The 21,203-nt window shown below is 41.8% G+C and carries 32 protein-coding genes; 30 read left to right on the forward strand and 2 right to left on the reverse strand.

The window, feature by feature from the left end; translation table 11 throughout:
* Window positions 1-61 precede the first annotated feature (61 nt).
* From M0R36_08995 to M0R36_09075, 17 genes are all read left to right on the forward strand, one after another.
* Window positions 62-1,213 (forward strand): phospholipase D-like domain-containing protein, encoded by a 1,152-nt coding sequence (locus tag M0R36_08995; GenBank protein MCK9555931.1) that lies wholly within the window; start codon window positions 62-64, stop codon window positions 1,211-1,213.
* Between the two features lie 40 nt (window positions 1,214-1,253).
* A complete protein-coding gene (locus tag M0R36_09000; protein ID MCK9555932.1) occupies window positions 1,254-1,682 on the forward strand; it encodes a DUF1311 domain-containing protein in 429 nt (142 codons plus the stop codon).
* A 43-nt stretch (window positions 1,683-1,725) separates the two neighbouring features.
* The gene (locus M0R36_09005; GenBank protein ID MCK9555933.1) at window positions 1,726-2,100 is read left to right on the forward strand and encodes a hypothetical protein; all 375 of its coding nucleotides are present in this window, start codon (window positions 1,726-1,728) and stop codon (window positions 2,098-2,100) included.
* Between the two features lie 83 nt (window positions 2,101-2,183).
* Window positions 2,184-2,615, forward strand: a complete 432-nt coding sequence (locus tag M0R36_09010; GenBank protein ID MCK9555934.1) for a hypothetical protein — start codon at window positions 2,184-2,186, stop codon at window positions 2,613-2,615.
* A gap of 26 nt (window positions 2,616-2,641) precedes the next feature.
* The gene (gene rsgA / locus M0R36_09015) at window positions 2,642-3,724 is read left to right on the forward strand and encodes a ribosome small subunit-dependent GTPase A (GenBank protein ID MCK9555935.1); all 1,083 of its coding nucleotides are present in this window, start codon (window positions 2,642-2,644) and stop codon (window positions 3,722-3,724) included.
* Between the two features lie 41 nt (window positions 3,725-3,765).
* Window positions 3,766-4,551, forward strand: coding sequence for a hypothetical protein (locus M0R36_09020; GenBank protein MCK9555936.1), 786 nt, complete (start codon window positions 3,766-3,768; stop codon window positions 4,549-4,551).
* A 131-nt stretch (window positions 4,552-4,682) separates the two neighbouring features.
* Window positions 4,683-4,931, forward strand: coding sequence for a DUF2007 domain-containing protein (locus M0R36_09025; protein MCK9555937.1), 249 nt, complete (start codon window positions 4,683-4,685; stop codon window positions 4,929-4,931).
* Between the two features lie 42 nt (window positions 4,932-4,973).
* The gene (locus M0R36_09030; GenBank protein MCK9555938.1) at window positions 4,974-5,537 is read left to right on the forward strand and encodes a nitroreductase; all 564 of its coding nucleotides are present in this window, start codon (window positions 4,974-4,976) and stop codon (window positions 5,535-5,537) included.
* 16 nt (window positions 5,538-5,553) lie between these two features.
* Entirely contained in the window at window positions 5,554-5,979 is a 426-nt protein-coding gene (locus M0R36_09035; protein ID MCK9555939.1) for a hypothetical protein, read from the forward strand.
* 55 nt (window positions 5,980-6,034) lie between these two features.
* On the forward strand, window positions 6,035-6,391 hold the full coding sequence (locus M0R36_09040) for a hypothetical protein (GenBank protein MCK9555940.1): 357 nt from the start codon (window positions 6,035-6,037) through the stop codon (window positions 6,389-6,391).
* Between the two features lie 94 nt (window positions 6,392-6,485).
* The gene (locus M0R36_09045; protein MCK9555941.1) at window positions 6,486-7,454 is read left to right on the forward strand and encodes a hypothetical protein; all 969 of its coding nucleotides are present in this window, start codon (window positions 6,486-6,488) and stop codon (window positions 7,452-7,454) included.
* 15 nt (window positions 7,455-7,469) lie between these two features.
* Window positions 7,470-8,168, forward strand: coding sequence for a glycerophosphodiester phosphodiesterase (locus M0R36_09050; GenBank protein MCK9555942.1), 699 nt, complete (start codon window positions 7,470-7,472; stop codon window positions 8,166-8,168).
* Complete coding sequence (locus M0R36_09055; GenBank protein MCK9555943.1) at window positions 8,158-8,664, forward strand: hypothetical protein; 507 nt, start codon at window positions 8,158-8,160, stop codon at window positions 8,662-8,664. Before M0R36_09050 ends, M0R36_09055 begins: the two co-directional genes overlap by 11 nt.
* A gap of 47 nt (window positions 8,665-8,711) precedes the next feature.
* Window positions 8,712-9,029 carry a hypothetical protein gene (locus M0R36_09060; GenBank protein MCK9555944.1) on the forward strand — a complete coding sequence of 106 codons (318 nt, stop codon included), beginning with the start codon at window positions 8,712-8,714 and terminating at the stop codon, window positions 9,027-9,029.
* A 52-nt stretch (window positions 9,030-9,081) separates the two neighbouring features.
* Window positions 9,082-9,372 carry a hypothetical protein gene (locus M0R36_09065; protein ID MCK9555945.1) on the forward strand — a complete coding sequence of 97 codons (291 nt, stop codon included), beginning with the start codon at window positions 9,082-9,084 and terminating at the stop codon, window positions 9,370-9,372.
* Window positions 9,373-9,384: 12 nt separating this feature from the next.
* Entirely contained in the window at window positions 9,385-9,918 is a 534-nt protein-coding gene (locus tag M0R36_09070; protein ID MCK9555946.1) for an HIT domain-containing protein, read from the forward strand.
* 109 nt (window positions 9,919-10,027) lie between these two features.
* Window positions 10,028-10,786 carry a hypothetical protein gene (locus M0R36_09075; GenBank protein MCK9555947.1) on the forward strand — a complete coding sequence of 253 codons (759 nt, stop codon included), beginning with the start codon at window positions 10,028-10,030 and terminating at the stop codon, window positions 10,784-10,786.
* A gap of 118 nt (window positions 10,787-10,904) precedes the next feature.
* Here the strand turns inward: M0R36_09075 and M0R36_09080 are convergent, their stop codons facing one another.
* Complete coding sequence (locus M0R36_09080; protein ID MCK9555948.1) at window positions 10,905-11,420, reverse strand: hypothetical protein; 516 nt, start codon at window positions 11,418-11,420, stop codon at window positions 10,905-10,907.
* Between the two features lie 242 nt (window positions 11,421-11,662).
* Between M0R36_09080 and M0R36_09085 the strand changes: the two genes are divergently transcribed.
* From M0R36_09085 to M0R36_09095, 3 genes are read left to right on the forward strand one after another with little or no spacing between them, the layout of a single operon-like run.
* Complete coding sequence (locus M0R36_09085; GenBank protein MCK9555949.1) at window positions 11,663-12,241, forward strand: tetratricopeptide repeat protein; 579 nt, start codon at window positions 11,663-11,665, stop codon at window positions 12,239-12,241.
* Complete coding sequence (locus M0R36_09090) at window positions 12,225-12,812, forward strand: lytic transglycosylase domain-containing protein (protein MCK9555950.1); 588 nt, start codon at window positions 12,225-12,227, stop codon at window positions 12,810-12,812. The genes M0R36_09085 and M0R36_09090 overlap by 17 nt, the downstream gene beginning before the upstream one ends.
* Window positions 12,809-13,339 carry a M23 family metallopeptidase gene (locus tag M0R36_09095; GenBank protein ID MCK9555951.1) on the forward strand — a complete coding sequence of 177 codons (531 nt, stop codon included), beginning with the start codon at window positions 12,809-12,811 and terminating at the stop codon, window positions 13,337-13,339. The genes M0R36_09090 and M0R36_09095 overlap by 4 nt, the downstream gene beginning before the upstream one ends.
* A gap of 1 nt (window position 13,340) precedes the next feature.
* On the opposite strand, the gene M0R36_09100 is transcribed toward M0R36_09095, so the two are convergent.
* Entirely contained in the window at window positions 13,341-14,246 is a 906-nt protein-coding gene (locus M0R36_09100) for a C39 family peptidase (protein MCK9555952.1), read from the reverse strand.
* Between the two features lie 116 nt (window positions 14,247-14,362).
* Between M0R36_09100 and M0R36_09105 the strand changes: the two genes are divergently transcribed.
* From M0R36_09105 to M0R36_09150, 10 genes are read left to right on the forward strand one after another with little or no spacing between them, the layout of a single operon-like run.
* Window positions 14,363-14,752 (forward strand): acyl-CoA thioesterase, encoded by a 390-nt coding sequence (locus tag M0R36_09105; GenBank protein ID MCK9555953.1) that lies wholly within the window; start codon window positions 14,363-14,365, stop codon window positions 14,750-14,752.
* The gene (locus tag M0R36_09110; protein ID MCK9555954.1) at window positions 14,749-15,069 is read left to right on the forward strand and encodes a divalent-cation tolerance protein CutA; all 321 of its coding nucleotides are present in this window, start codon (window positions 14,749-14,751) and stop codon (window positions 15,067-15,069) included. Before M0R36_09105 ends, M0R36_09110 begins: the two co-directional genes overlap by 4 nt.
* Window positions 15,066-16,046: a tetratricopeptide repeat protein gene (locus M0R36_09115; GenBank protein ID MCK9555955.1), complete on the forward strand. Its 981-nt coding sequence runs from the start codon at window positions 15,066-15,068 to the stop codon at window positions 16,044-16,046. Before M0R36_09110 ends, M0R36_09115 begins: the two co-directional genes overlap by 4 nt.
* Before the next feature lie 24 nt (window positions 16,047-16,070).
* Entirely contained in the window at window positions 16,071-16,229 is a 159-nt protein-coding gene (locus tag M0R36_09120; protein MCK9555956.1) for a small basic protein, read from the forward strand.
* Between the two features lie 2 nt (window positions 16,230-16,231).
* Window positions 16,232-16,933: an rRNA pseudouridine synthase gene (locus M0R36_09125; GenBank protein ID MCK9555957.1), complete on the forward strand. Its 702-nt coding sequence runs from the start codon at window positions 16,232-16,234 to the stop codon at window positions 16,931-16,933.
* Window positions 16,909-17,691 carry an SH3 domain-containing protein gene (locus tag M0R36_09130; protein ID MCK9555958.1) on the forward strand — a complete coding sequence of 261 codons (783 nt, stop codon included), beginning with the start codon at window positions 16,909-16,911 and terminating at the stop codon, window positions 17,689-17,691. Before M0R36_09125 ends, M0R36_09130 begins: the two co-directional genes overlap by 25 nt.
* On the forward strand, window positions 17,688-19,028 hold the full coding sequence (gene rsxC / locus M0R36_09135; GenBank protein MCK9555959.1) for an electron transport complex subunit RsxC: 1,341 nt from the start codon (window positions 17,688-17,690) through the stop codon (window positions 19,026-19,028). The genes M0R36_09130 and rsxC overlap by 4 nt, the downstream gene beginning before the upstream one ends.
* Window positions 19,015-19,980: an RnfABCDGE type electron transport complex subunit D gene (locus M0R36_09140; GenBank protein MCK9555960.1), complete on the forward strand. Its 966-nt coding sequence runs from the start codon at window positions 19,015-19,017 to the stop codon at window positions 19,978-19,980. The genes rsxC and M0R36_09140 overlap by 14 nt, the downstream gene beginning before the upstream one ends.
* Entirely contained in the window at window positions 19,980-20,609 is a 630-nt protein-coding gene (locus M0R36_09145; GenBank protein ID MCK9555961.1) for an electron transport complex subunit E, read from the forward strand. The genes M0R36_09140 and M0R36_09145 overlap by 1 nt, the downstream gene beginning before the upstream one ends.
* Complete coding sequence (locus M0R36_09150) at window positions 20,606-21,202, forward strand: RnfABCDGE type electron transport complex subunit A (GenBank protein ID MCK9555962.1); 597 nt, start codon at window positions 20,606-20,608, stop codon at window positions 21,200-21,202. Before M0R36_09145 ends, M0R36_09150 begins: the two co-directional genes overlap by 4 nt.
* Window position 21,203: the final 1 nt, after the last annotated feature.

Genomic DNA, 21,203 nt, shown 5'->3' on the forward strand with positions numbered 1-21,203 from the left:
AAAAAAGGACCCCTCCCCATTTTTCATTGAACAACATTCCTTAATTTGTTAAATTTTCTTAATGTCAAAGTTTAAGAGTTTATTTTTTGCGGGTATTGTTTGTTTTCTCATTTCTTCTTTTTCTTTTGCCGAGGTTCTTTGCGGCGAAGCCTATCAGGAAACCCTTTGTAAACATATTGCCAACGCTAAAGACTCAATCGTTGTTGCGATGTATTTCATTATTTCGGAGCCGGAAGGGGAGGGGCCGATTAATGAATTGGTTGACGGGCTTATAGCGGCTAAGGCGCGGGGGGTTGATGTCAAAGTCATTCTTGAAGACTCAAAATTCAAGGAAAACCGCCTTGCCTATCAAAAACTAAAAGATAATGGTGTAAAAGTGCATTTTGATACGCCGGAGCATCTTTTACACGTAAAGGGTGTTGTTATTGACGGGAGGTATGTCTTTATAGGCAGCGCCAACTGGTCGAAGGCGGCGATAGAGGATAATTACGAGGTTACGTGTTTTGAGGAGTCTCCGGAGGATGGGCTTGCCTTTAAGCAGTATATTGAGGGAATCCCTCTGCAGGATACAGATATGTTTTTGCCTCCGGAGGAGGGGGTGTTTATCTCTTCTGATTTGCTTCTCTTTCCTGAAACGGGAAGAATACTTATTAAAAACCAGGCTGAAAAGCAGTTAGACCTTTATCTGCTGTTATGCAAAGTGGGGCAGGAAAAAGGGGCGGATAGTTTTAAGGTCGATTATGACGCTCTGGCTAAAAAGATGGGTTATGCCGAGCGCGGGAAATTAGGAAAATACCGCAACCGGCATGAGTATAACTATGAAAGAATACACCGTTCGCTGGCGAGTCTGAAGCGTAACGGGCTTATTGATTATAGTAAAGGAGTGGTGTCTTTAAAAATTAATGGTGGGGCTCCCATAACAATCCCATTTGAATATTGGGATTATGCGGATGAACTTTCTATGCGGGCGAAGTATATGTATCTTATATGCCTGTATGAGGCAGGGCGGTCAACGAGGTATCCCTGCTGGTTCCGCAGCCAGAAGGATATGGAGAAACTCTACGGTATAAGCGATACCACCATTTCTTTAGGATTGCTGGAGCTTGAGAGTAAGGGTATAATTGAAGTCACAAGGGACAAGCTTAGTCCACCCGATTTTTCTGATAGAAACGCCAATGTCTACAAAATGCTTGCTTTCCCAAAATTTAAATAGGGACAGACACCTATTTCTTTGAGAAAAAGGGAGATAAAAAGTGAAAAAAATATTAATAATTGCCGTATTTTTAGCCTTTCTTACTGCTCATAATAATTCTACTGCGCAAGACAAAGATTCATCTGCTTGCATGATAGACATATCTTTACAAGAATGCATGGATAATTCTAAAAGTATTACTCAGGAAATGAAAAAATGTTTAAGTGACGCATGCGAAAAATGGGAACTGGAACTGGAAAAATATTACAATTTACTGATGGAAGTTTTAGAAGAAGAACCAAGAAAATCATTGGAAGAATCACAACAAGCCTGGATAAAGTTTAAGGATTTGGAATTTTCTAATTTTATCCCCAATTATTTTCAGGATATTGGCAGCTATATTGGTCCAAGCATGATGGAAAGTAAAATGCTAATTATCAGGGCAAGGGCTTTGCAGCTGAAAAGTTATTACGACACTATACAAGAATAAATATAATATTAACAAATAGCAGCAGACACCAGAGGAGCAACCAGTGAAAATATCGGACTTGAACAGAAAACGGTTTACACGTATAACTTGCTGGACTGCGCGAATTATAGGGACTCTCATATTTGTATTGATTACCGCTATTGCTATCGGGGAAAGTGATGGGTTATTCAACCCCATGGAACAGCCGGTAACGGTGAGGATTGAGCTTCTTTCTATGCTTATAATGTGGCTCGGACTGATAGTTGCGTGGAAGTGGGAGGGTATCGGGAGCGTTATGATACTCGGTGGTTTCGCGTTGTTCTGGATTGCGGAACGAAGGTTGCCCGCTCTGAATATGGCTTTTGGGCCTTTGCTTCTGTCCGGTCTGCTGTACTTGGCCGCCTGGTGGGGCGCAAAAGGGGAAAAACACGTCACATAAGACGGAACAAAATAGCAACAGCCACCTTTTTCTATTAGAACAAAATAGGGACAGACACCTATTTCTTTGTACGAGGATAAAAAGTGAAAAAAGTAACTATTATATTATTAGTTATAGCAATAATCTTACTCTTTTTAGTATTACTCTTTTTAGTGCTATTTTCCGGTGGCAGTAGTTATGAATCTGGATTGGCAAAATTAAAAGGCCTTCCAGAGCAGGCAAGCAACATAGATTATTATAAACTAAAAGACATTGCTACTGGACTTACCGCTTTGGATTTTTCTATATCGGAACAAGATTTTCGGAAATATGCAGAAAGCCAAGGGTGGTTTATGGGCGAGATTGAGTTTCCCAGAGATGTAAAAACTGCTTCGTACTTTGCTGGTAAGCAGGAAAAAGAAACAACCGTAAAAAAGGGATTATTCTTTGAGAAACTCAAAGAAAATGGCGGTGGGATCATAGTGGTATACGATAGGGATAACAAACGTGCTCATGTATTTAGTTGTAAACGATAAAATCACCTTACAAAACAGGGAAATATATGAAAAAGGACATTATAAAAATAAATTTAGAAGATATCGGTTATAGCGATTTTTTTGATGCTAATCGAAAAAACAAAGAAAACAAAACCCTGATTCCTGCCCGAATTATTTCAGAACATAAAGAGTCATATATTCTAAGAAACGAGACATCTGAATTATCAGCAAAAATAACCGGCAAAATGATTTTTACGGCTTTGTCACGGGAAGATTATCCGGCGGTCGGAGACTGGGTTCTAATAACAGTTCTTGATAAAGAACAGGCTGTTATCCGTGAAATACTCCCCAGAAAAACAGTATTGATAAGAAAATCGGCGAACAATTCGGACAAACAACTAATTGCTTCAAATATTGATGTTGCTTTGATCGTTCAATCGCCTGATAGAGATTATAATTTAAATAGATTTGAAAGATATATTACGCTTGCAGAATCGGAAGACATAAAACCAGTAATAGTCCTGAATAAAATGGATCTGTTATCGAATAATGAATTAGATACAAAAATAATTGGGATAAGAGAGAGGTTCAAGAATATTGAGATTTATACAACCAGCATTATCACGGGAGAAGGTATTGCCGATCTAAAAAACAGTATAAAAAAAGGGTTAACATACTGTTTTCTAGGTTCTTCCGGTGTAGGAAAATCATCTATTATAAATAGTATTTTAGGTGAAAATCTGATTAAAACTGATGAAATAAGCTCCTGTTCAAATAGAGGCAGACACATTACTACACATAGAGAATTATTCATATTGGAAAATGGCGGTATTTTAATTGACAATCCCGGAATGCGTGAAATTGGAGTATTGGACTCGGCAACAGGGATAAAAAGTGTTTTCTCTGAAATTTATGAACTGTCAAAGGCGTGTAAATTTTCAGATTGCTGCCATGTCAATGAACCGGAGTGTGCCGTCTTGGAAGCCATATCTTCAGGTAGTTTGGATAAAAGTAAATATGACAACTACATTAAGCTGGTAAAAGAGAACGAATACAATACTATGACTAAACTTGAAAAGAGAGAAAAAGATCGCAAATTCGGACAATTCATTAAAACGGCAAAAAAACAAATGAATAAATATAAATAAACAGCAACAGGCACCTAATTCTTTGAGAAAAAGGAAAAAACATGAAAGCAAAACTCAAGCAGATTATTACAAAATATTTCAATAGCTGGTGGATTCCCGCGACGACATTCCTTGTTCTTCTGGCGGCATCTATTTTAACAGGAATGATTATGGGAAAAATGATGCAGCTTATTTCAATAGCGCTGTTTGCATGTGCAATAGTCGCATTTTTCGGAATTCTCGGGGCTTCGATTTGGAATTTTGTCAAGAAACATATAGCAAAGGGGATCATCAACATCATTATGATCCCCGTATGTTCTGTCATCACTATCTTTTCTATGCTTTTTTCAATACTGTTCTTTTGTGATTATTCCAATTCTGCAAACAACAAGTTAGCCGAAAAAAATTATTACAACAATGAAATTGCAGCAAGTATGCTGGAATCGGCAAGGCATATCGGGCGGTTTGCTGAGCTGCCCGATTCTAAAACTGATTTCAAAATCGCGACAGAAGGAAGTCCTTTTACTAGATCCTATTATATTACTTTTAAAGCGCCTCTCAAGGATATTGAAAAGTTTATCCATGACTCTCCCGGATTAAAAGATGCAGAACCCAAAATCTATTCCCGGGAGTATATGCTTATTGAATACGAATCATATGATGATGAACCTGACCACCGTCACGGATACTTTTTCCGGCGAGAGGGAACTCCGGAATGGTATACACCGGGAATAAAAATCAAAGGCCGAAATTATCAGATTCCGTACAAAGAAGGATATGGAATCGGCGGAAGTTTAACAGTTAATGATGAAGAAGAAACAGTATATATATACGTATCCTGGAGCTAACAGACACCTATTTTTGAGTGTCCGAAGTTTCGCTTCGGACACAATGGAGGGGGCTAAGGGGTCAGACCTTGAAATGTGAAATGAGTAAATAAACAGGGACAAATACCTATATACGGAGAATAAAAAATAAAATGAAACCGGATTTGGTTGTAATCAGGAATTACATTGATGAAATCCCGGCAAACCTTGCCAAGGCTGCCCTTGAAGGTTCGGGCATTGACGCAATGATTAGAAAAGATGATTGCGGAGGTATGAAGCCGTATATGCAGGTAGGAACAGGTATTCAATTGCTTGTTCGTCAGGAGGATGCGGAACGCGCCGAAGAAGTCCTGAAAGATGCAGAGAAATCGATGTCGGACGAATCTTCTGAAAACAGTTAACATCAGACACCATTTCACGAAAGACGGGAGAGGGAACACACCATGAACCAGACAATCGAAACAATTATGAAGAGGCGGTCTGTCAGGCTTTATGACAGGAAACCGATTCCTAAAAAAACCCTGCAGACATTAATCGAGGCGGGGAATGCGGCGCCGTCCGGCTGTAATGCGCAAAGCTGGAGGTTTGTCGTAGTTGAGGACAAAGCATTCAGGGATAAATTGATGTCCCTCGCGATACCGAGATATAAAAAATGGATGGAGAAGGCTCCGAAGGAACTGGCCGATATGCGCAAAGAGATTGACGCTGTATGCGACAACCCCGTATATTACGACGCTCCCGCCGTAGTATTTGTCATCGGTTCGGGGATGACAGCCGATTTAGACACACCGATGGTATGCGAGAACATTATGCTTGCCGCCCGCTCCCTGGGTATAGGAAGCTGTTGGGTTTATTTCGGGCAGCTGCCTCTTGATGATGTGGAGGTCAGGGACGCTTTGGGACTCAAAAAAGAAGAGAAGGTTTACGGGCCGATACTGCTTGGGTATCCTAAAGAAGGTTTTCCCGAAGCGCCGCCTAAAAAACCTGCTATACTAAAATGGATTTAAAAAATAGGGGGCATCAATGCAAATAAATAAGGTTTTTATATTTTGCGTTATTCTTTCTTTTTTGCTTCCTGTATTTGCTGAAGAAACCACAGAGGCGAATTTTATCCTTTACATCAGCAACCAAAGCTTTGATGTCAACCCTGTTGATATAAAGATATATATTGATGGAAAGTTGGTTGTTAATCAGGATTTTGATGTAACAGGTAATCGAGTCCCTCAACATAATTGGCAAAAGTTTGAATTTAATTTATCTATCGGCAGTCATAGGTTATTTGTATCATCTAAAAAAGGGGATGCGACTTTAGAAAAAGAATTTGAAATCAGCAAAAAGCATTGGGCTGTTGTTGATTATTGGTATTATCCAAAAGTTACTGGTGGTGCTGGTCCAACACCAAAGAGTTTCTCTTTTCATATTCAAGATGAACAAATTCGATTTAAATAAATAGGGACATACACCTGTTCCACGAGAAACGCAAACACGAAAGACGAAGGATAAAATGAAAAAATTAATTCTGGCTGCGGCAATTTTAGTTTTCTTTGCCGGCTGTAGGCTGAATACGCAGACTTATGAAGTTTCCGACGTGACGAAAGCAAGAGTTATTCTGCTCGGAAAAAAGAAGGGGCAGGGGAATATTTACGGCATCTCAATTATCGGCGAGGGTAATATTGAGGGGAAAGCTGTCATATCGCTGATATTGCATGACGGCCCGTATAAAACCGAAAATCTTTCGGGCAGGATAAATTTCGAGTGGGGAGGCGATTGGTATTCAGACACTGTGGAGATACGGTATAACCCGATAGCTGTAACTAACGGCAGGCTCCGCTTGAAATATAAATTTAAAGATTTAAAATAAATATGTCCGAAGTCTCGCTTCGGACACTTAAATGTTTTGTTAGGCTCCGATATCTGCTATAATCCCAAATAAAAATCACGGGGATTATCCGCCGATGAGAAAAACCCTTATCAATATCATTCTTTTTTTTCTCCTGTCGATTCCGGCCCTGCCGTCATCTGCCGACATCATTTACCTGAAGAACGGAGGAGAACTGCGCTGCAGCATCATCCAGGAAACCGACGATTATCTTATCCTTCAGGTGAAGAACGGGAAGCTGAAAATCCTTAAATCAAGCATAGAGGAGATAGAAAAAACACAGCCCCTCCCTTTAAAGCAGAGCGAGCCGAAACCTGTTTCCCCGGGCATATCAAACAGCACAATCGAAGAGGTTGATTCCCTTATAAAAGGGGATGTTGTCCCTGAGCCCGAAGCAGGACAGGCTGTTGAAGAAACAGTCGAGACGGAGACGGATGAGAGCCAAAGCCCCGCGCTTCCCGCCGAAGATGCGGGAAATATAACAGAACCGGCCGAACCGCCCGCGGAAAAGGAAAACAGCGTTGACGAATCTGTTCCCGGAGAAAATCCGCAAAGCGGATTTAAGGCGCGATTCGATTCGCAGAAAATCGAAGACCTGCAAATCTTTTTTCAGGATAATATAGCGCTTGTAATATCGATAGCTCTTCTCGTGTTCCTTGTTATCCTTTTCATATCCATGGCACTCAACGGCATCTATATAAAATTATACGCAAAGCTGATTCTCAAGATGTTTATACCTTTCGGGAGAACGATTGTATTCCAGCTCAAATTTTTTGCCTTTGAAATATTTATCGGTATTGTAATAGGGGCTTTATCCGCGCTGCTGGGATTCGGAGGCCTGAAAGGATTTTTAGGCATCATGTTTCTCTGGCTGTTTTTCGCTGTTATATTGATATGGTTTTTCTTCTCGCTTGCAAACAGGGAATTCGGGTTTTCATTCATGCAGACTCTGTTTATGATATTGATTTACATCGCTCTTTATGCCGCGTTCTCGTTTGTCCTCAATCTTATACTGTCCGGCCTTTTCGTAAGCATAACTACATAAAGGACTGAATAAGATATGGGATCCAATACATTAAACATCGCGCACAGAGGGGCATCGGCCTACGCCGCGGAAAACACCGTTCAGTCATTCCAAAAAGCGGCGGAACTGGGAGCCGATTACGTCGAACTGGACGCAAGGCAGACGACAGACAGGAAAATCATCGTGTTCCATGATGAAACGATTGACGGCGTACCCGTCAAAAATCAAAACTGCCGGGACATTTTGTTAAGAGGTAAAAATCATGGCATTGACATCCCGTTTCTTGCGGATATCATTAAAATGTTTAAAAATAAAATCGGGGTTAATATCGAAATCAAGGGCGATATGGATATTGACCTGTTGATGGATATCACGCAACCCGGCAAAAATAAGAACCTGCTTTTTTCATCTTTCAGCCGGAATTGCCTTAAGCGCCTTAAAAATTCTTATCCCGGCGTAAAAACAGGCCTCCTGCTCAATAACACCCCGAAAGACCTGTTTAAAGCGCTGGGACACCTGGACGCGGACGCGCTTATCCTTAAACACTACCATCTTAAGCGCGGACTTCTCAGAAAAGCCGCGGAAAAGGGCGTAAAAACAATAGTCTGGACAGTTAACAATGTCAAAGATATGAAAAAGTATATAAAATGGGGAGTCTGGGGTATAATTACTGATTATCCGGATAAACTTCATAACTTAACATACACTATGGGAAAGGGTAAAAATGAAGATTAAACTTCTGGCGGTTCTTTCAATTGTCTTGCTGTCCGCGGTTTCAGCCCCGGCATATTCCGAAACCTATGAAAAATTTACCCCATGTTTTGTCGATGTAAACGGCTGGTCGGCGGACGAGGTGACGGGCATAGACCTTTTTATGCCTAACATGTCTCTTGTAAATGCCGTAAGAACTTATTCAAATGACGGGAAAGAAGCAAATGTAATGATTATGGCCGGCAGCAAAGCTCTTGCAAACCAGCAGGGGGGTAATGTATCTGTTGAAACTTCGGATTTCAGCACCGTCTCCAAAAAGATAGACGGGTTTCAGGTAACCAGCGTTTATGATAAGGCGAATAAAGCGGGCTCGGTAGTGGTGATTATCAGCCAAACGGAGCAAAAAGGGGTATTCATTACGTTAACATATACTAATCTTTCTGAGGCGGAAGCCATAGAGTTTTCCAGGTCGTTCGACTGGAACAGGGTAAATGACATAGCGAAAACCATTAATTTTTGATTTCCGGTTACCAAACACACAATTATTTTTAAAGGATGTTGGTTAACTTGAAAAAGATCAGCGATATATTACTATCCGAACTGTCGCAAGTTACGGAAATCCAGAAGGAACTGGCCGACACGGTCGATTCTTTCCCCAGGGGGACGATAGTAAAGAAAACAATCAAAGGGAAGCCTTATTATTACATCGCCAGGAGAGACGGCAAGAGGGTGCGCTTCTCTTATCTGGGCAAACTGGACAACGGAGACCTTGCGGCCATGAAAAAGGCATTCGCGCTGCGCAGGAAATACACGGCCTTTATCCGTTCGTTAAAAAGGCAGTCGGCATCACTGAAAAGGATTCTGAAAGTCCTTGATAAGGCTTAGATGATATTTATCGTTCACAATATATCAAATGTTATTGTATAATCTTTTTTATATGAAACTGAAAAAAATCTTATCTGTTATTTTTAAAAGCGCCGGCGGCAGTGAAGCCCTGCTTTACAGGATTAAGTGTAAAAAGTGCGGAGAAATCATCACTGTCAGAATCAACCCCGGGACGGATATGAGAAGCCCTTACGATGAAAATGCCCCCGAAAACGCGGCATATATCCTGACCAAGGAAATACTGGGAGGCAAATGTCAGAATATAATAAATATAAAGTGTTACTATGATGCTTCTTTAAAGGAAATAAGCAGGGATATATCTGAAACGGGAACATTCATTTAAAAAGGCGCGGAAATGAAAAATCTCTGGGCTCCGTGGAGAATGGAATATATTAAAAAGGCTGTCGGCAAAAAACCTGAAAAATGTATTTTTTGCGTTAAACCGAAGGAAAAGCGCGACTCCCTGAACTACATACTTTACAGGGGCAGAAAATGTTTCATTATCATGAACCTGTTCCCGTACAATAACGGCCATCTTATGATAGCGCCTTATAAGCATACAGCTTCCCTGGCGGACCTGGATGATGAAACCCTCCTTGAAGTAATGGCGCTCCTGAAAAAATCGGAACTTATACTTAAAAAAACGTTTAATCCGGACGGATTTAACATAGGCGTTAATATCGGCCGCGCCGCGGGAGCCGGTATTGATAAACATATTCACTTCCATATAGTTCCCCGATGGAACGGAGACACTAATTTCCTTCCCGTGATTGACGATACAAAAGTGATAGTCCAATCAATGGAAGCGGCTTATAATGCTCTTTCCGGCCGTTTTAAAGATATTCGAAATGCCGGCTCCGAAAGCCGCCGCAGAAACAGGGGGAAATAAATTCTTTTTTCGGCGGGCCCAACCGGGGGCCCGGCTTTCTTCGGGCGGTTTTGTCTTGACACCATAATTTATATATAATATTTTATCTTTGTGATTCTTGGAGGTGGTTATGGATAATAAAGAAGAAAAAAAAGATATAAATAAAGAACCAATCATTGAATTGCCGGATGTTGAACAGTTGATAGGTTCAAAAAATATAAAAAATGATGTTAAACAGCAAAAACCGCCGATACAAAATATTCCCCCGATAAAAATCGAAGCAAAACCGGCTCCCGAAAAGAAACCCATTGTCATCAGGCAGGATAAAGTCCCGGCCAGCGCTCCTAAAACACCTGAAAAAGAAATGCCGGTATTGACAAAACCCGTGTTATCCGAAGAACCCGTGGAAATGGCTTCCGCCGAAACAGAAAAAGTTCAGGAAGTCGAAACAGAAGAAATTAAGGAAGAGGTAAAGCCGGTTCAAAAAACCGGTGACGCGGCAAAAGAACTTTCTTCCGACAAACCCGCCATTTCAGAGGAAATGCTGAGAAAGATAACGGAGGACCCGTCAGGAAGCTCAAGGCCGAAATTAAAATTCAGGAATAATGATAATGCTGTCCCGGAAGAAGCAAAGAGTGATTCAAGACAAAAAGAGGGCCGAAAACCGGCGGCAGATAACGTTACGGAAATAAAGACTTCCAGGCAAAGGTTTGAACATCAGGACTATTCTCCCGTCGAACAAACCGGGATACTGCCCTCTGTTATAATAGTTTTATCCGTTTTATGCATCTTAATAGTGGCTTATTTATCCATAATACAGTATTTCAATCTTCCGGTTCCTTCTTTTATCAGGAATATAATCGATGCCGTATATAGCATCTCTTCCTGACGGTTTGTTTAGATTCTGTTGATTTCTGGAAGATGCCGCTCTCCATCTCATTTCCGGAGGCCTCTAATAGCGAAGGGGACCTTATTGCTGAATCACGCAAAGTCTTTTACGCCGGCAGTCATTTCGTATAATATCCCTCTACAGACTCCGATTCGCATGACGGGCATAAGATTTTTCCTCTTGTGGAAGAAGTGAACACCGTGCCGCAATTTTTGCATTTGAAAAGAGGCTGGCCTTTTTCTCTTCCGCACCTTGGGCACTGCACATTTATCTCGCCCATAGGGGCGTAAAAAGAATATTTGCATGACGCGCATTCATATAACTGCATTCCTTTCATGGAAACTGCGGCTTTTTCCTGTGTTAAGGCGGAGTTTTTCGAAGAAAGCCTCAGGAAAAGGATCAACCAGGATATCGCAATTACAATAACCAGCGAATAAACAAGTATCTTATCCCTGTTCTTTTTAATTATATTTTCAATGCTGCTTGATTTAACGCCTGCCGCGCCGTTTTCGGCGGCATCAACTTTCACAACGGGGTAAAGGCTGTTTGAGGAACAGACCGGGCACCTGATGCCTTCTTTCCAGTCTATTTTGCATTCATTGCCGCATTTGGTGCATTTGCAGAGTGTGACCATTTAAAATAATCCCCCGAATGATATTGTAAAAAAATAATCTTCCCGTATGTGTCCGCGGGAGACGCCGGAAAATCTTCGTTTTTTAATTATACTACAGTATAAAGTTAAGTTAACTGAAAATTTGCATTTAACTTATTCGAACTGTATAATATCCTAATCATCATAAAACCGTATATGGAGATTGAAGATCATATTTTACAGGGGCAGGAAAACTTTTCAACACAAATAAGGAATAACGGAATATGAAAAAAATATTTGTTTTTGCCGCGGCATTTTTTATTTTGTCTTTCCCGAACCTGATTCGGGCCGAAAACATACAGGGCGCAAAAGAAGAATATGATTCGGGGAATTATAAAAAAGCCTATGACATCCTGATACTGGAATATATATCCCTGAAAAATGAAGCCAAAGAGAAGGACCAGCTGCTGGATGCCTACAGGACCGAGATACAGAGAATGGAAGACGAACAAAAGCGCCTGAGGTCAAGGCCCGCCGGGGTTCAGAACGAAGAAGCCGAAAGGATATGGAAAGAAGCCTGGTCCATCCAGAAAACCGCGATACACGAAAAAAGCGGAAAAGAAAGAGACCAGTTTTTATTGAACGCGATAGATTCGTTTAGAGAAATAACGCTTGATTATCCCGACAGCGCCCGCGCCGCCGAAGCTCAATACAGGATAGGAAGGTTATATTACAGATATCTCGGGAACAAGAAAAAAGGATATGATGAATTCCAGAAGTTTTTACAGGCATATCCATATGCTGATACGGATTTGATCCGCGACGCAAACAAATGCATAGCCGACTATGAAAAAAGAAATTAGAACGAGCATCCTGAAATATTTTATCATTTCACTTCCTGTCGGTATCTGCGCGCTCGCAGCGGCTGTTTTTCTGGTCTCTAATACTTTATTCCCCGTTGATTACCGTAAAAATATAATCGAAACTTCAAATGAATATAACGTTGACCCTTTACTTATAGCCGCGATAATTTTTGCTGAAAGCGGGTATAAAAGGGAGATTATTTCCAGGGCGGGGGCAGTCGGAGTCATGCAGTTGATGCCTTCCACCGCCGCCGAAACGGCAAAGAAACACCACATCGCTTATACCTCCGGCGGCGACCTGACCGACATAGGAACCAACATCCGGCTTGGAACAGCCCATTTCGCGGATTTACTGGAATATTACGACCGTGATATCCGGAAATCCTTAGCCGCGTATAACGCGGGAAAAGCCAACGTGCCGAGATGGCTGGACGGACACGGAAAACTTGATATCAGTAAAATTGATTTTCCCGAAACCAGAAAATATGTTATAAAAACCGGTATTTACTATAATATCTTAAGAAATATCGCCGTTGTGTATAACTTAAACGCAAAAGGAATAAAAAAATGAGTGAAAGAGAAAAACACCGCCAGGGGTTTTTTAGTAATTTTTTAATAGTCGTAATCGCTTTTGCCGTCATAATAGCCGGACTTATCTATTACAGCGGACACCCGTTAACACCTGTCGCGGCTGTATCAAAACCCACATCCCTTCCAGTTTCTGAAGATTCGCTGAAGATCATATCTTACTTTGGAAAAACAGAGCACCCCATAAGCGGGATAGTAGTCAATAACCAGGGTATAGATTTTGCCGTTTCTTCGGGAAGCCCGGTTTACGCCTCCGGCGGCGGGGAAGTATTGATAGCGGGACAACACGGCCGATACGGCTTGACCGTTCTCCTGCAGCATCCGGATGATTACACTACCATGTACTCCAATCTCGGGTTGATTGAAGTGAACGTTGGGGATATCGTCAGGGAAAAAGAAATAATAGGACTGTCTCTGACAGCGGAACAGGATAAAGAATCGGTTATCCACTTTGAATTAAGAAAAGACGGGAAACCCGTCAACCCCGAAGAAGCGTACGGCCTTAAATGATTTACCTTTCCAGAACAATGCAGTAAAATCCGCCCGGGAGCCAGAGCAGTTCGAAATCCGAATAGGATATTTTAAATTTCCTGTTCCCGTAATTCGGGTCTATCACATCAACCGTTTCCGTAGCGTCGTTATAGCCCACAGCAAGCCTCACATGGCCTGTTTTATACTGTTTCTTGCGGTAATCAAGCCCCGCGGCCTGCAGCACTAAAACGGGGTTTCCTCCGGATATCTGTTCCCGCAAATCGGTAAGAGAGCCCATATAATAACGAAAGGGGATATTCCGTTCATTCAAATAGCCCAATATGGCTTCAACTGTGGCGCCTGTTCCCGGATAATTGATAATCTTCGCGAGTTTGGTCGGGCTTTCAACATTTATTCTGTAATAATTCAAAAGCATATTGATACATGTAGCCGCGCAGTTAGGCCTGCTTCCCTGGTTGGACTGTTTTGCGATTGACAGCTTCCAGAATTTTTTTACCGGGGGGTTATGTTTCCGCAACCGTTCATTGTCTCTTGCGTCAAAGAGAAGTTTTCTTATCTCGGAGTTTATCTTTTCCCCTTCATCCGTGGTTTTTGCCATGGAATTGAAATCTTTAATCATTTTTAAAGCCAGGATATAATTCCGGACTGATTTTAAAGGTTCTCCTTTTTCTTCTTTTTCCAGCCTTCCGGCAAGCCAATCGATTTGAGACGCAAGGCTTTGGTTATTGTTTCCGTATTTTGCGTTGTCAAAGGCTATTACACGCAATACTTCAATTGCTGTCAGAATATTGATGTTCTGAATCGATATATTTTTGTTATCATCGGGCTTGGCTCCCGCGCTTTCGGCAGACAGGCATTTGCCGTTAATAAGCGGGCAGAGTATCACGGATAAAACAAGCGCAAGAACCAGTCTTCCGGTATGCATTTTCGGCCTTTTTAACTAATAATTGACTTTAAGTTTTCGGTATGTTACTTTTATCAGGATTTTTATATTTAATCTATATAATTACAATAATATGATTATAAGTTTTTTGAGGTTTTATGTATAGCATAAAGATCAGGGTAAGATACAGCGAAACTGATCAAATGGGAAGAGCATACTACGCGAATTATTTTGTATGGTTTGAAATTGCCAGGACGGAATATTTCCGGAAGCTCGGTTATTCATACAGGGAATTTGAAAAAAAAGGCCTCTTTCTGCCCGTTGTCCATGCAAGCTGCGATTATAAAAATAAGGTTGAATATGACGATGAGATAAACATCAGCTGTACAGCCTCCGCAGAATCCAAAATGAAGCTTGTCTTTCGCTATGAAATAACCGGGGAGAAAAGCAAATTTATCGCGTCGGGTTCGACTATACATGTATTTATCGACTCCGGCGGCAGGCCTGTAAAAATACCCGAACAGATTGCGGACCTGTTAAAAAAATGAGCGCTGACGAAATTTATATGGCGTTTATAACAGCGCCTGATGTTACAAGCGCGAAAAAAATTGCGAAAGGGCTCGTATTAAATAAACTGGCGGCATGCGTGAATATAATTCCGTCGATAAATTCATTTTTTATGTGGAAAGGCGGGATTCAGGAGCAAAAAGAGGCCCTGTTGATAGCAAAGACGGCGCGCGCAAAACTGCAGAAGGCGAAAAAATGGATATTAAAACATCATCCGTATGATCTTCCTGAAATTTTATATATTAAAATCGATAAAGGCCATGAAGAATATATGCGATGGGTCAAGGAGCTGATATGAAACAAATTAATATAATCTGTCTTTTTTTCTTTACTTTCATCATAATCTTTAACGCCGCCCTGTCCCCGGCAGAGACCCTTAGCCCGGGAGAACAGAAACAATACGATAAGGCTTCGAGGTACTGGGAGAAAGGAAATGAGTATTTCAAGGAAGGCAAATATCCTAAAGCCAGGGATATGTATAACAAAGCCCTGAAAATCTACGATAAACACGTTGACGCCCTCCTGAATCTGGCAGTTGTGTACGAAAAAGAAAAAAATTACAGGGAAGCGGAAACAACATACAAAAAAATCATCGAATTCAATACCGATATCCCGGATGCCCACCATAATCTCGGCGCGATATATGAAAGCCAGGGCAAAGCGGACGCGGCGCTTTTAGAATATAAAGAAGCGCTTGCCGCCGATCCTTATTTTGCGAAAAGCTATAACAATATGGGGCTGATTTTCCTGAACAAGAATATGCTTGATCAGGCGATAGATAATTTCAAAAAGGCAGCCCGGTATGCTCCGCACGAAGTTTACGGATATGTCAACCTGGGAACAGCATACGCCGGAAAGGGAGAGTATGACAGCGCGATTGTGGAATATAATCACGCAATTGAACTTCAGCCTGATTCCGCTTTTATATACAACAACAGAGGGGACGCTTATTTAAACAAAAAAATGCTGGATTTTGCCGTCCTGAGCTTTCAAAAAGCCATTGAGCTGGATAAGAAAAATTACATCGCATACCGGGGGATGGGGGACGCGTATTATCTTAAAGGAGAAACAGAAAAGGCTATTGAAAACTATGAAAAGTCGCTTGAAATCAATAAAGATTACAAAAATGCTTATCTTAATTTAGGCATGGCCTATAAAAATACGGATAAACAGAAAGCCATCGAATATTTTGAAGAATACAGAAAAAGGGAAGACAACAGGAAAAATCTTGAAATCCTGGATAAAATAATAAGCGAGATGGAAATAACAAACTGACACTGATTATTACGGGAGGTTAAAATGTCTTTACATCCTAGTTTCGGCAAAAACTCGAAAATCAAACAAAAAAGAAGTGTTTTAAAACGCCACGAAAGAATCGATATTTTAAAGAAAAAAGAGAAGTGGAATGAAAAAGACAGTTCCATATTCCATCTTCCAAAAACCAAAAGCGAAGAATAACCGTGCCTGAACGTCTCCAGAAATATCTTGCGAACGCAGGGGTTGCTTCAAGGCGGAAATGCGAAGAGTTTATACAACAGGGACTGGTCAGCGTAAACAAAGTAATAATAAGAAAACCGGGTTTTAAAATAAATTCCGAAAAAGATGTTGTCTGTATAAATAACAGGCGGTTAAGACCAAGGGACAAAAAATATTTTATCGTAAACAAACCCGGCGGATATGTATGTTCCTGTTCAAAGAAGGACAATGCGCCTATAGTTACGGAACTGATACCCGAGAAGAAGTTGTTTCCTGTCGGAAGACTGGATAAGGATACGGAAGGCCTTATAATTCTTACAAATGACGGCGATTTCGGGCAGGCGGTTATTCATCCGAGTTCAAATCTATGGAAAGAATACCGCGTTGTCCTTGACAGGGAAATCACCGGAGCCGAACTGGAAAAGTTCAGGAACGGCATTGAAATCGACGGCAGGCTGACTGCGCCGGCCAGGATATCTTCAGCCGGTAAAAACGGCAAAGAACTGGCTGTTTCAATAATGGAAGGGCGGAACAGGCAAATAAGAAAAATGTTTTCCGCGCTTGGATATAAAATCATATATCTTAAAAGAACAAAAATAGGGTGTTTAAACATAGGAAATTTAAAACCGGGTTATTATAAACCGGTATCCAAAGACTTCTTATGGAAAAAAATATTTTCAGAATAATAATGTTTCTTGCTGTCTTTTTTGCAGTTTCCGCCGGTACATATTGTTTCGCTCTTTTCTGTGAAATAACGGGCGAAAATGTCAATGTAAGGGCGGGAGCGGGGACAGATTACGATGTTATCTGCCAGCTTAACCGTTCCGACATAGTAAAAGTATCCAAAGTGGAAGGCGAATGGATTGAGATATATCCTAATGAGAAAGTTTTCGGATGGGTTAAAGCATCGCATATAGAGAATAACAGGGTAACCGCTGAAAAACTCAATGTAAGAGCCGGGGCAAGCAGAAACTATTCGTTGATATGCCAGCTCAAAAAAGGGGATGACGTTTCAATTTTAGGCGAATTGGGCTCATGGAAAAAAATAATCCTTCCCGATTACGCAAAGGTCTACATATATAAAAAATACGCAAAAAGCATACCTTCCAGGTCAGTGGCAAAAGCAGCCACGGATGTTAAAAAGACCATGGATGAAAAATCAGAGATTCATTCTTCGGTAACAGACGGAAATGAGGCGGAATCCGAATCAACCGTCACTGTCACCGGATGGCTCGAAGACCTCGGAGTGCTGATAAACAGGCCCGGGACATACAAACTCCTTCAGCGGGACAACAAAAAAAACATCCTGTATTTCATTAAAGAGGGGAAACAACCTCTTACCTTTTTTTCAAAAAACCCGGTTGAAATCAAGGGGAGGGTGTTTTATATTTCCAGCTGGTCAAAACCTGTAATGGAAGTCGAAGAAATCAAAAGGATTAAATGAAGGCAAAAATAACTTTCAAAGGCGGCATACATCCTCCGGAAAACAAGGGCCTCTGCGGAGAACTCTCCATAAAAGATTTCCCGCCTCCCGGAATCGCCGTGCTTCCTTTACAGCAGAGTTTAGGCTCTCCCTCCGAACCTATCGTCAAAAAAGGCGATAAAGTCAAAAAGGGGACGCTTATTGCCCGAGCAAAAGGTTATATATCAGCTAATCTGCATTCACCCGTCTCGGGAGAAGTGACAGATATCAAAAAGGCGCCTCATCCGCTGCTGGGCGAAGCCAGCGCCGTAATTATCAAATCCGACAACAGGGATGAACCGGAAAAGGATTATTCCGCCGAAGATGTTTCCGCCGCCGGCCTCTCGTCCGGGGAAATACTGGGATTGATTCGGGATGCGGGGATAGTAGGCCTGGGAGGCGCGACATTCCCGGCCCATGTAAAATTAAATCCGCCTTCGGACAAGCCTGTTAAAACCCTTATCATCAACGGCGCCGAATGCGAGCCGTATCTTACGTCCGACCACTCCCTGATGCTTAACAATGCCGAACAGATATTAAAAGGCGCGGTTATAATAAAAAAAATACTTAACGCGGAAAAATGCTTAATCGCGGTAGAGGAAAATAAAAAAGACGCCATTTCCTTATTCAGACAAAAACTTGATTCATTAAAAGACATAACCGGATTAGAGGTGTTGCCTCTTAAAGTAAAATATCCGCAGGGAGCGGAAAAACAACTGATTTATACTTTAACAGGGAAGGAAGTGCCGTCCGGCGGACTGCCGATGGATGTTTCCGTCTTAGTTCACAACATAGGCACCGTATTCGCTATTTATGAGGCGGTTTTTTTAAAAAAACCTCTTTTTGAGAGAGTCGTCACGGTTTCCGGAAAAGGCATAAAAAACCCCGCGAACTGGAGAGTCAGGATAGGAACTTCTTTTAAAACGCTTATCAATCATTCGGGGGTGACGGACGGGAAGATAAAAAAATTGATTATGGGCGGGCCGATGATGGGGCTTGCCCAGTATACGGATGAAGTCCCCGTAGTGAAAGCTACATCGGGCATACTCCTCCTGACATCGGAGGAAGCGGTGTCTTTTGAACACCTTCCCTGTATAAGATGCGGTAAGTGTGTAACCGCCTGTCCGATGGGGTTAATGCCCGCGGAAATCAGCAAAATGGTTGAAAAGGGCAGGATTGATATGGCTAAATCAATAGGCCTGATGGACTGCATGGAATGCGGATCATGCAACTATATTTGTCCATCGGGAACTAACTTATTACAATATATAAAATTGGGAAAGTACGAATATATGAGGAGTAAAAATGCTAAAAGATAAACATCTTACAGTGACTGTTTCTCCGCATATAAAAACCGGATTGACGACAGAGAAAATGATGTGGATAGTTTCCGGCGCGCTTATGCCGGCGGCGGCGGCCGGTATTTACTTTTTCGGCTTTCACGCGGCGCTCGTAATCGCCGTGTGCGCAGCTTCGTCTCTCCTTACCGAATTCTTATGCACGTTGTTAATGAAAAAACCGGCCACGATAAAAGACGGCAGCGCTTTTTTGACGGGCCTTCTTCTTGCCCTTTGCCTGCCTCCGGAACTTCCCTTATGGATGTGCGCCCTGGGCGGGTTTTTTTCAATAGCGGTTACTAAATTTGCTTTCGGCGGTTTAGGCTGCAATATCTTTAATCCAGCCCTGGCGGGAAGGGCATTTTTAATGGGGGCGTTTGCAAAAGAGATGACTACATGGAAGACCCTGCAGGTCTTCCCGGACGGCATAACAGCCGCAACTCCTTTAAACCTGCTCAAGGAACAGGGCTACGATTCTTTAATGAAAGTTTTCGATTCACATTCACATCTGTTCAGGGAACTTTTTATCGGCCGTATCGGGGGAAGCATAGGCGAAACATCGGCGGGCCTTTTGATTATAGGAGGCCTGGTTCTTCTTTTCACAAGAATTATCACATGGCATATTCCCGTTTCCTATATTTTTACCGTGACGGTTATCTCTTATTTCACCGGAGGCGCATTCGGCATCCCGTTTCACCTTTTTTCCGGGGGATTGGTAATCGGTGCCTTGTTTATGGCGACAGACCCCGTGACTTCACCCATAACTCCCAAAGGCCAGATAATCTTCGGGATAGGCTGCGGCATACTCACCATGTTAATAAGGATACGCGGGGGCTACCCTGAAGGTGTCTGTTATGCTATCCTTTTGATGAATTCCGTAACACCTTTGATAGAACGGTATTCTAAAACCAGGATTTTCGGAGTAAAAAGATAATGGCGCGGGAAGAAAAAAATAATACCGGTTATTTAAGGGAACTGACCAAAGGATTTATCAGAGAAAATCCTATTTTTATCCTGTGCCTGGGATTATGTCCTACCCTGGCTGTTTCCAATCTGGTTGAAAATGCGTTTGGAATGGGGATTGCCTTCTTTTTTGTGTTGCTGTGCTCTAATATCACTATTTCCCTTGTGCAAAAGTTAATACCCGATGAGGTCAGAATACCCTGTTTTATAGTAATAATCGCTTCCTTTGTCACGGTGGCCAGCTTATTGATGCAATGGTTTATTCCCGATGTCTACGCGAGGATGAGCCTGTATATCAACCTGATCGTTGTAAACTGTATCATCCTCGGGAGAGCCGAGGCTTTTGCGTCCAAAAACAGTGTTTTCAGGTCTGTACTGGATGCAATCGGCATGGGGATAGGCTTTACCGCAAGCCTGTTCATAATTTCCGCAATCAGGGAAGTGACGGGGTTCGGGACATTTCTGGGTTTCCGGTTAATCCCGGAAAATATTAAACCGGTAACAATAATGATCCTTGCGCCGGGCGCTTTTTTCACAATCGGTTTTTTAATGGCCCTTTTCAATCTTATAAGAATAAAAAAAGGTAAGGTTTCAAAATGACATTAGGCCAGATTATAGCTTTGTTTATGGGTTCCGTATTCGTTCAGAATTTTATATTTTCACGTTTTCTCGGATTGTGCCCTTACGTGGGGGTTTCAAAAGACACCCCTTCGGCAATGGGTATGGGATTTGCCGTAGTTTTTGTAATGACAACGGCATCGGCGGTCACATGGATACTTTACAGGTATATCCTCATCCCTTTTGACCTGACATACCTGAAAATAGTGGCGTTTATACTTGTAATAGCATCGTTCGTGCAATTTGTGGAAATGTTCCTGAAAAAAACTTTTCCCGCCCTTCACAGGTCTCTGGGTATTTATCTTCCGCTTATAACAACAAACTGCGCCGTGCTGGGTGTGGCGTTTTTGAATATAACACAATTTGAAAGTGAATCTTACGGCTTTGCGAAATCCACATTACAGGGATTCTTTGCCGGGATAGGCTTTATGCTGGCCATGCTTATAATGTCCGGAATAAGAGAAAAACTTGAATACGCCGAAATTCCGGAACCTATGAAAGGGCTGGCGATAGTTTTTGTTACGGCAGGATTGATTTCCATCGCTTTCCTGGGTTTTTCAGGATTCAAACTTTAGG

It is taken from the genome of bacterium (assembly GCA_023228325.1).
Lineage (GTDB): Bacteria > Auribacterota > UBA6266 > UBA6266 > UBA6266 > UBA6266.

Bases quoted from the DNA above. Each gene is read 5' to 3' on its own strand.
- M0R36_08995 (MCK9555931.1), top strand. From the start codon at position 62: ATGTCAAAGTTTAAGAGTTTATTTTTTGCGGGTATTGTTTGTTTTCTC.
- rsgA (MCK9555935.1), top strand. From the start codon at position 2,642: ATGAAAAAGGACATTATAAAAATAAATTTAGAAGATATCGGTTATAGC.
- M0R36_09020 (MCK9555936.1), top strand. From the start codon at position 3,766: ATGAAAGCAAAACTCAAGCAGATTATTACAAAATATTTCAATAGCTGG.
- M0R36_09025 (MCK9555937.1), top strand. From the start codon at position 4,683: ATGAAACCGGATTTGGTTGTAATCAGGAATTACATTGATGAAATCCCG.
- M0R36_09030 (MCK9555938.1), top strand. From the start codon at position 4,974: ATGAACCAGACAATCGAAACAATTATGAAGAGGCGGTCTGTCAGGCTT.
- M0R36_09035 (MCK9555939.1), top strand. From the start codon at position 5,554: ATGCAAATAAATAAGGTTTTTATATTTTGCGTTATTCTTTCTTTTTTG.
- M0R36_09040 (MCK9555940.1), top strand. From the start codon at position 6,035: ATGAAAAAATTAATTCTGGCTGCGGCAATTTTAGTTTTCTTTGCCGGC.
- M0R36_09045 (MCK9555941.1), top strand. From the start codon at position 6,486: ATGAGAAAAACCCTTATCAATATCATTCTTTTTTTTCTCCTGTCGATT.
- M0R36_09050 (MCK9555942.1), top strand. From the start codon at position 7,470: ATGGGATCCAATACATTAAACATCGCGCACAGAGGGGCATCGGCCTAC.
- M0R36_09055 (MCK9555943.1), top strand. From the start codon at position 8,158: ATGAAGATTAAACTTCTGGCGGTTCTTTCAATTGTCTTGCTGTCCGCG.
- M0R36_09065 (MCK9555945.1), top strand. From the start codon at position 9,082: ATGAAACTGAAAAAAATCTTATCTGTTATTTTTAAAAGCGCCGGCGGC.
- M0R36_09070 (MCK9555946.1), top strand. From the start codon at position 9,385: ATGAAAAATCTCTGGGCTCCGTGGAGAATGGAATATATTAAAAAGGCT.
- M0R36_09075 (MCK9555947.1), top strand. From the start codon at position 10,028: ATGGATAATAAAGAAGAAAAAAAAGATATAAATAAAGAACCAATCATT.
- M0R36_09080 (MCK9555948.1), bottom strand. From the start codon at position 11,420: ATGGTCACACTCTGCAAATGCACCAAATGCGGCAATGAATGCAAAATA.
- M0R36_09085 (MCK9555949.1), top strand. From the start codon at position 11,663: ATGAAAAAAATATTTGTTTTTGCCGCGGCATTTTTTATTTTGTCTTTC.
- M0R36_09090 (MCK9555950.1), top strand. From the start codon at position 12,225: ATGAAAAAAGAAATTAGAACGAGCATCCTGAAATATTTTATCATTTCA.
- M0R36_09095 (MCK9555951.1), top strand. From the start codon at position 12,809: ATGAGTGAAAGAGAAAAACACCGCCAGGGGTTTTTTAGTAATTTTTTA.
- M0R36_09100 (MCK9555952.1), bottom strand. From the start codon at position 14,246: ATGCATACCGGAAGACTGGTTCTTGCGCTTGTTTTATCCGTGATACTC.
- M0R36_09105 (MCK9555953.1), top strand. From the start codon at position 14,363: ATGTATAGCATAAAGATCAGGGTAAGATACAGCGAAACTGATCAAATG.
- M0R36_09110 (MCK9555954.1), top strand. From the start codon at position 14,749: ATGAGCGCTGACGAAATTTATATGGCGTTTATAACAGCGCCTGATGTT.
- M0R36_09115 (MCK9555955.1), top strand. From the start codon at position 15,066: ATGAAACAAATTAATATAATCTGTCTTTTTTTCTTTACTTTCATCATA.
- M0R36_09120 (MCK9555956.1), top strand. From the start codon at position 16,071: ATGTCTTTACATCCTAGTTTCGGCAAAAACTCGAAAATCAAACAAAAA.
- M0R36_09130 (MCK9555958.1), top strand. From the start codon at position 16,909: ATGGAAAAAAATATTTTCAGAATAATAATGTTTCTTGCTGTCTTTTTT.
- rsxC (MCK9555959.1), top strand. From the start codon at position 17,688: ATGAAGGCAAAAATAACTTTCAAAGGCGGCATACATCCTCCGGAAAAC.
- M0R36_09140 (MCK9555960.1), top strand. From the start codon at position 19,015: ATGCTAAAAGATAAACATCTTACAGTGACTGTTTCTCCGCATATAAAA.
- M0R36_09145 (MCK9555961.1), top strand. From the start codon at position 19,980: ATGGCGCGGGAAGAAAAAAATAATACCGGTTATTTAAGGGAACTGACC.
- M0R36_09150 (MCK9555962.1), top strand. From the start codon at position 20,606: ATGACATTAGGCCAGATTATAGCTTTGTTTATGGGTTCCGTATTCGTT.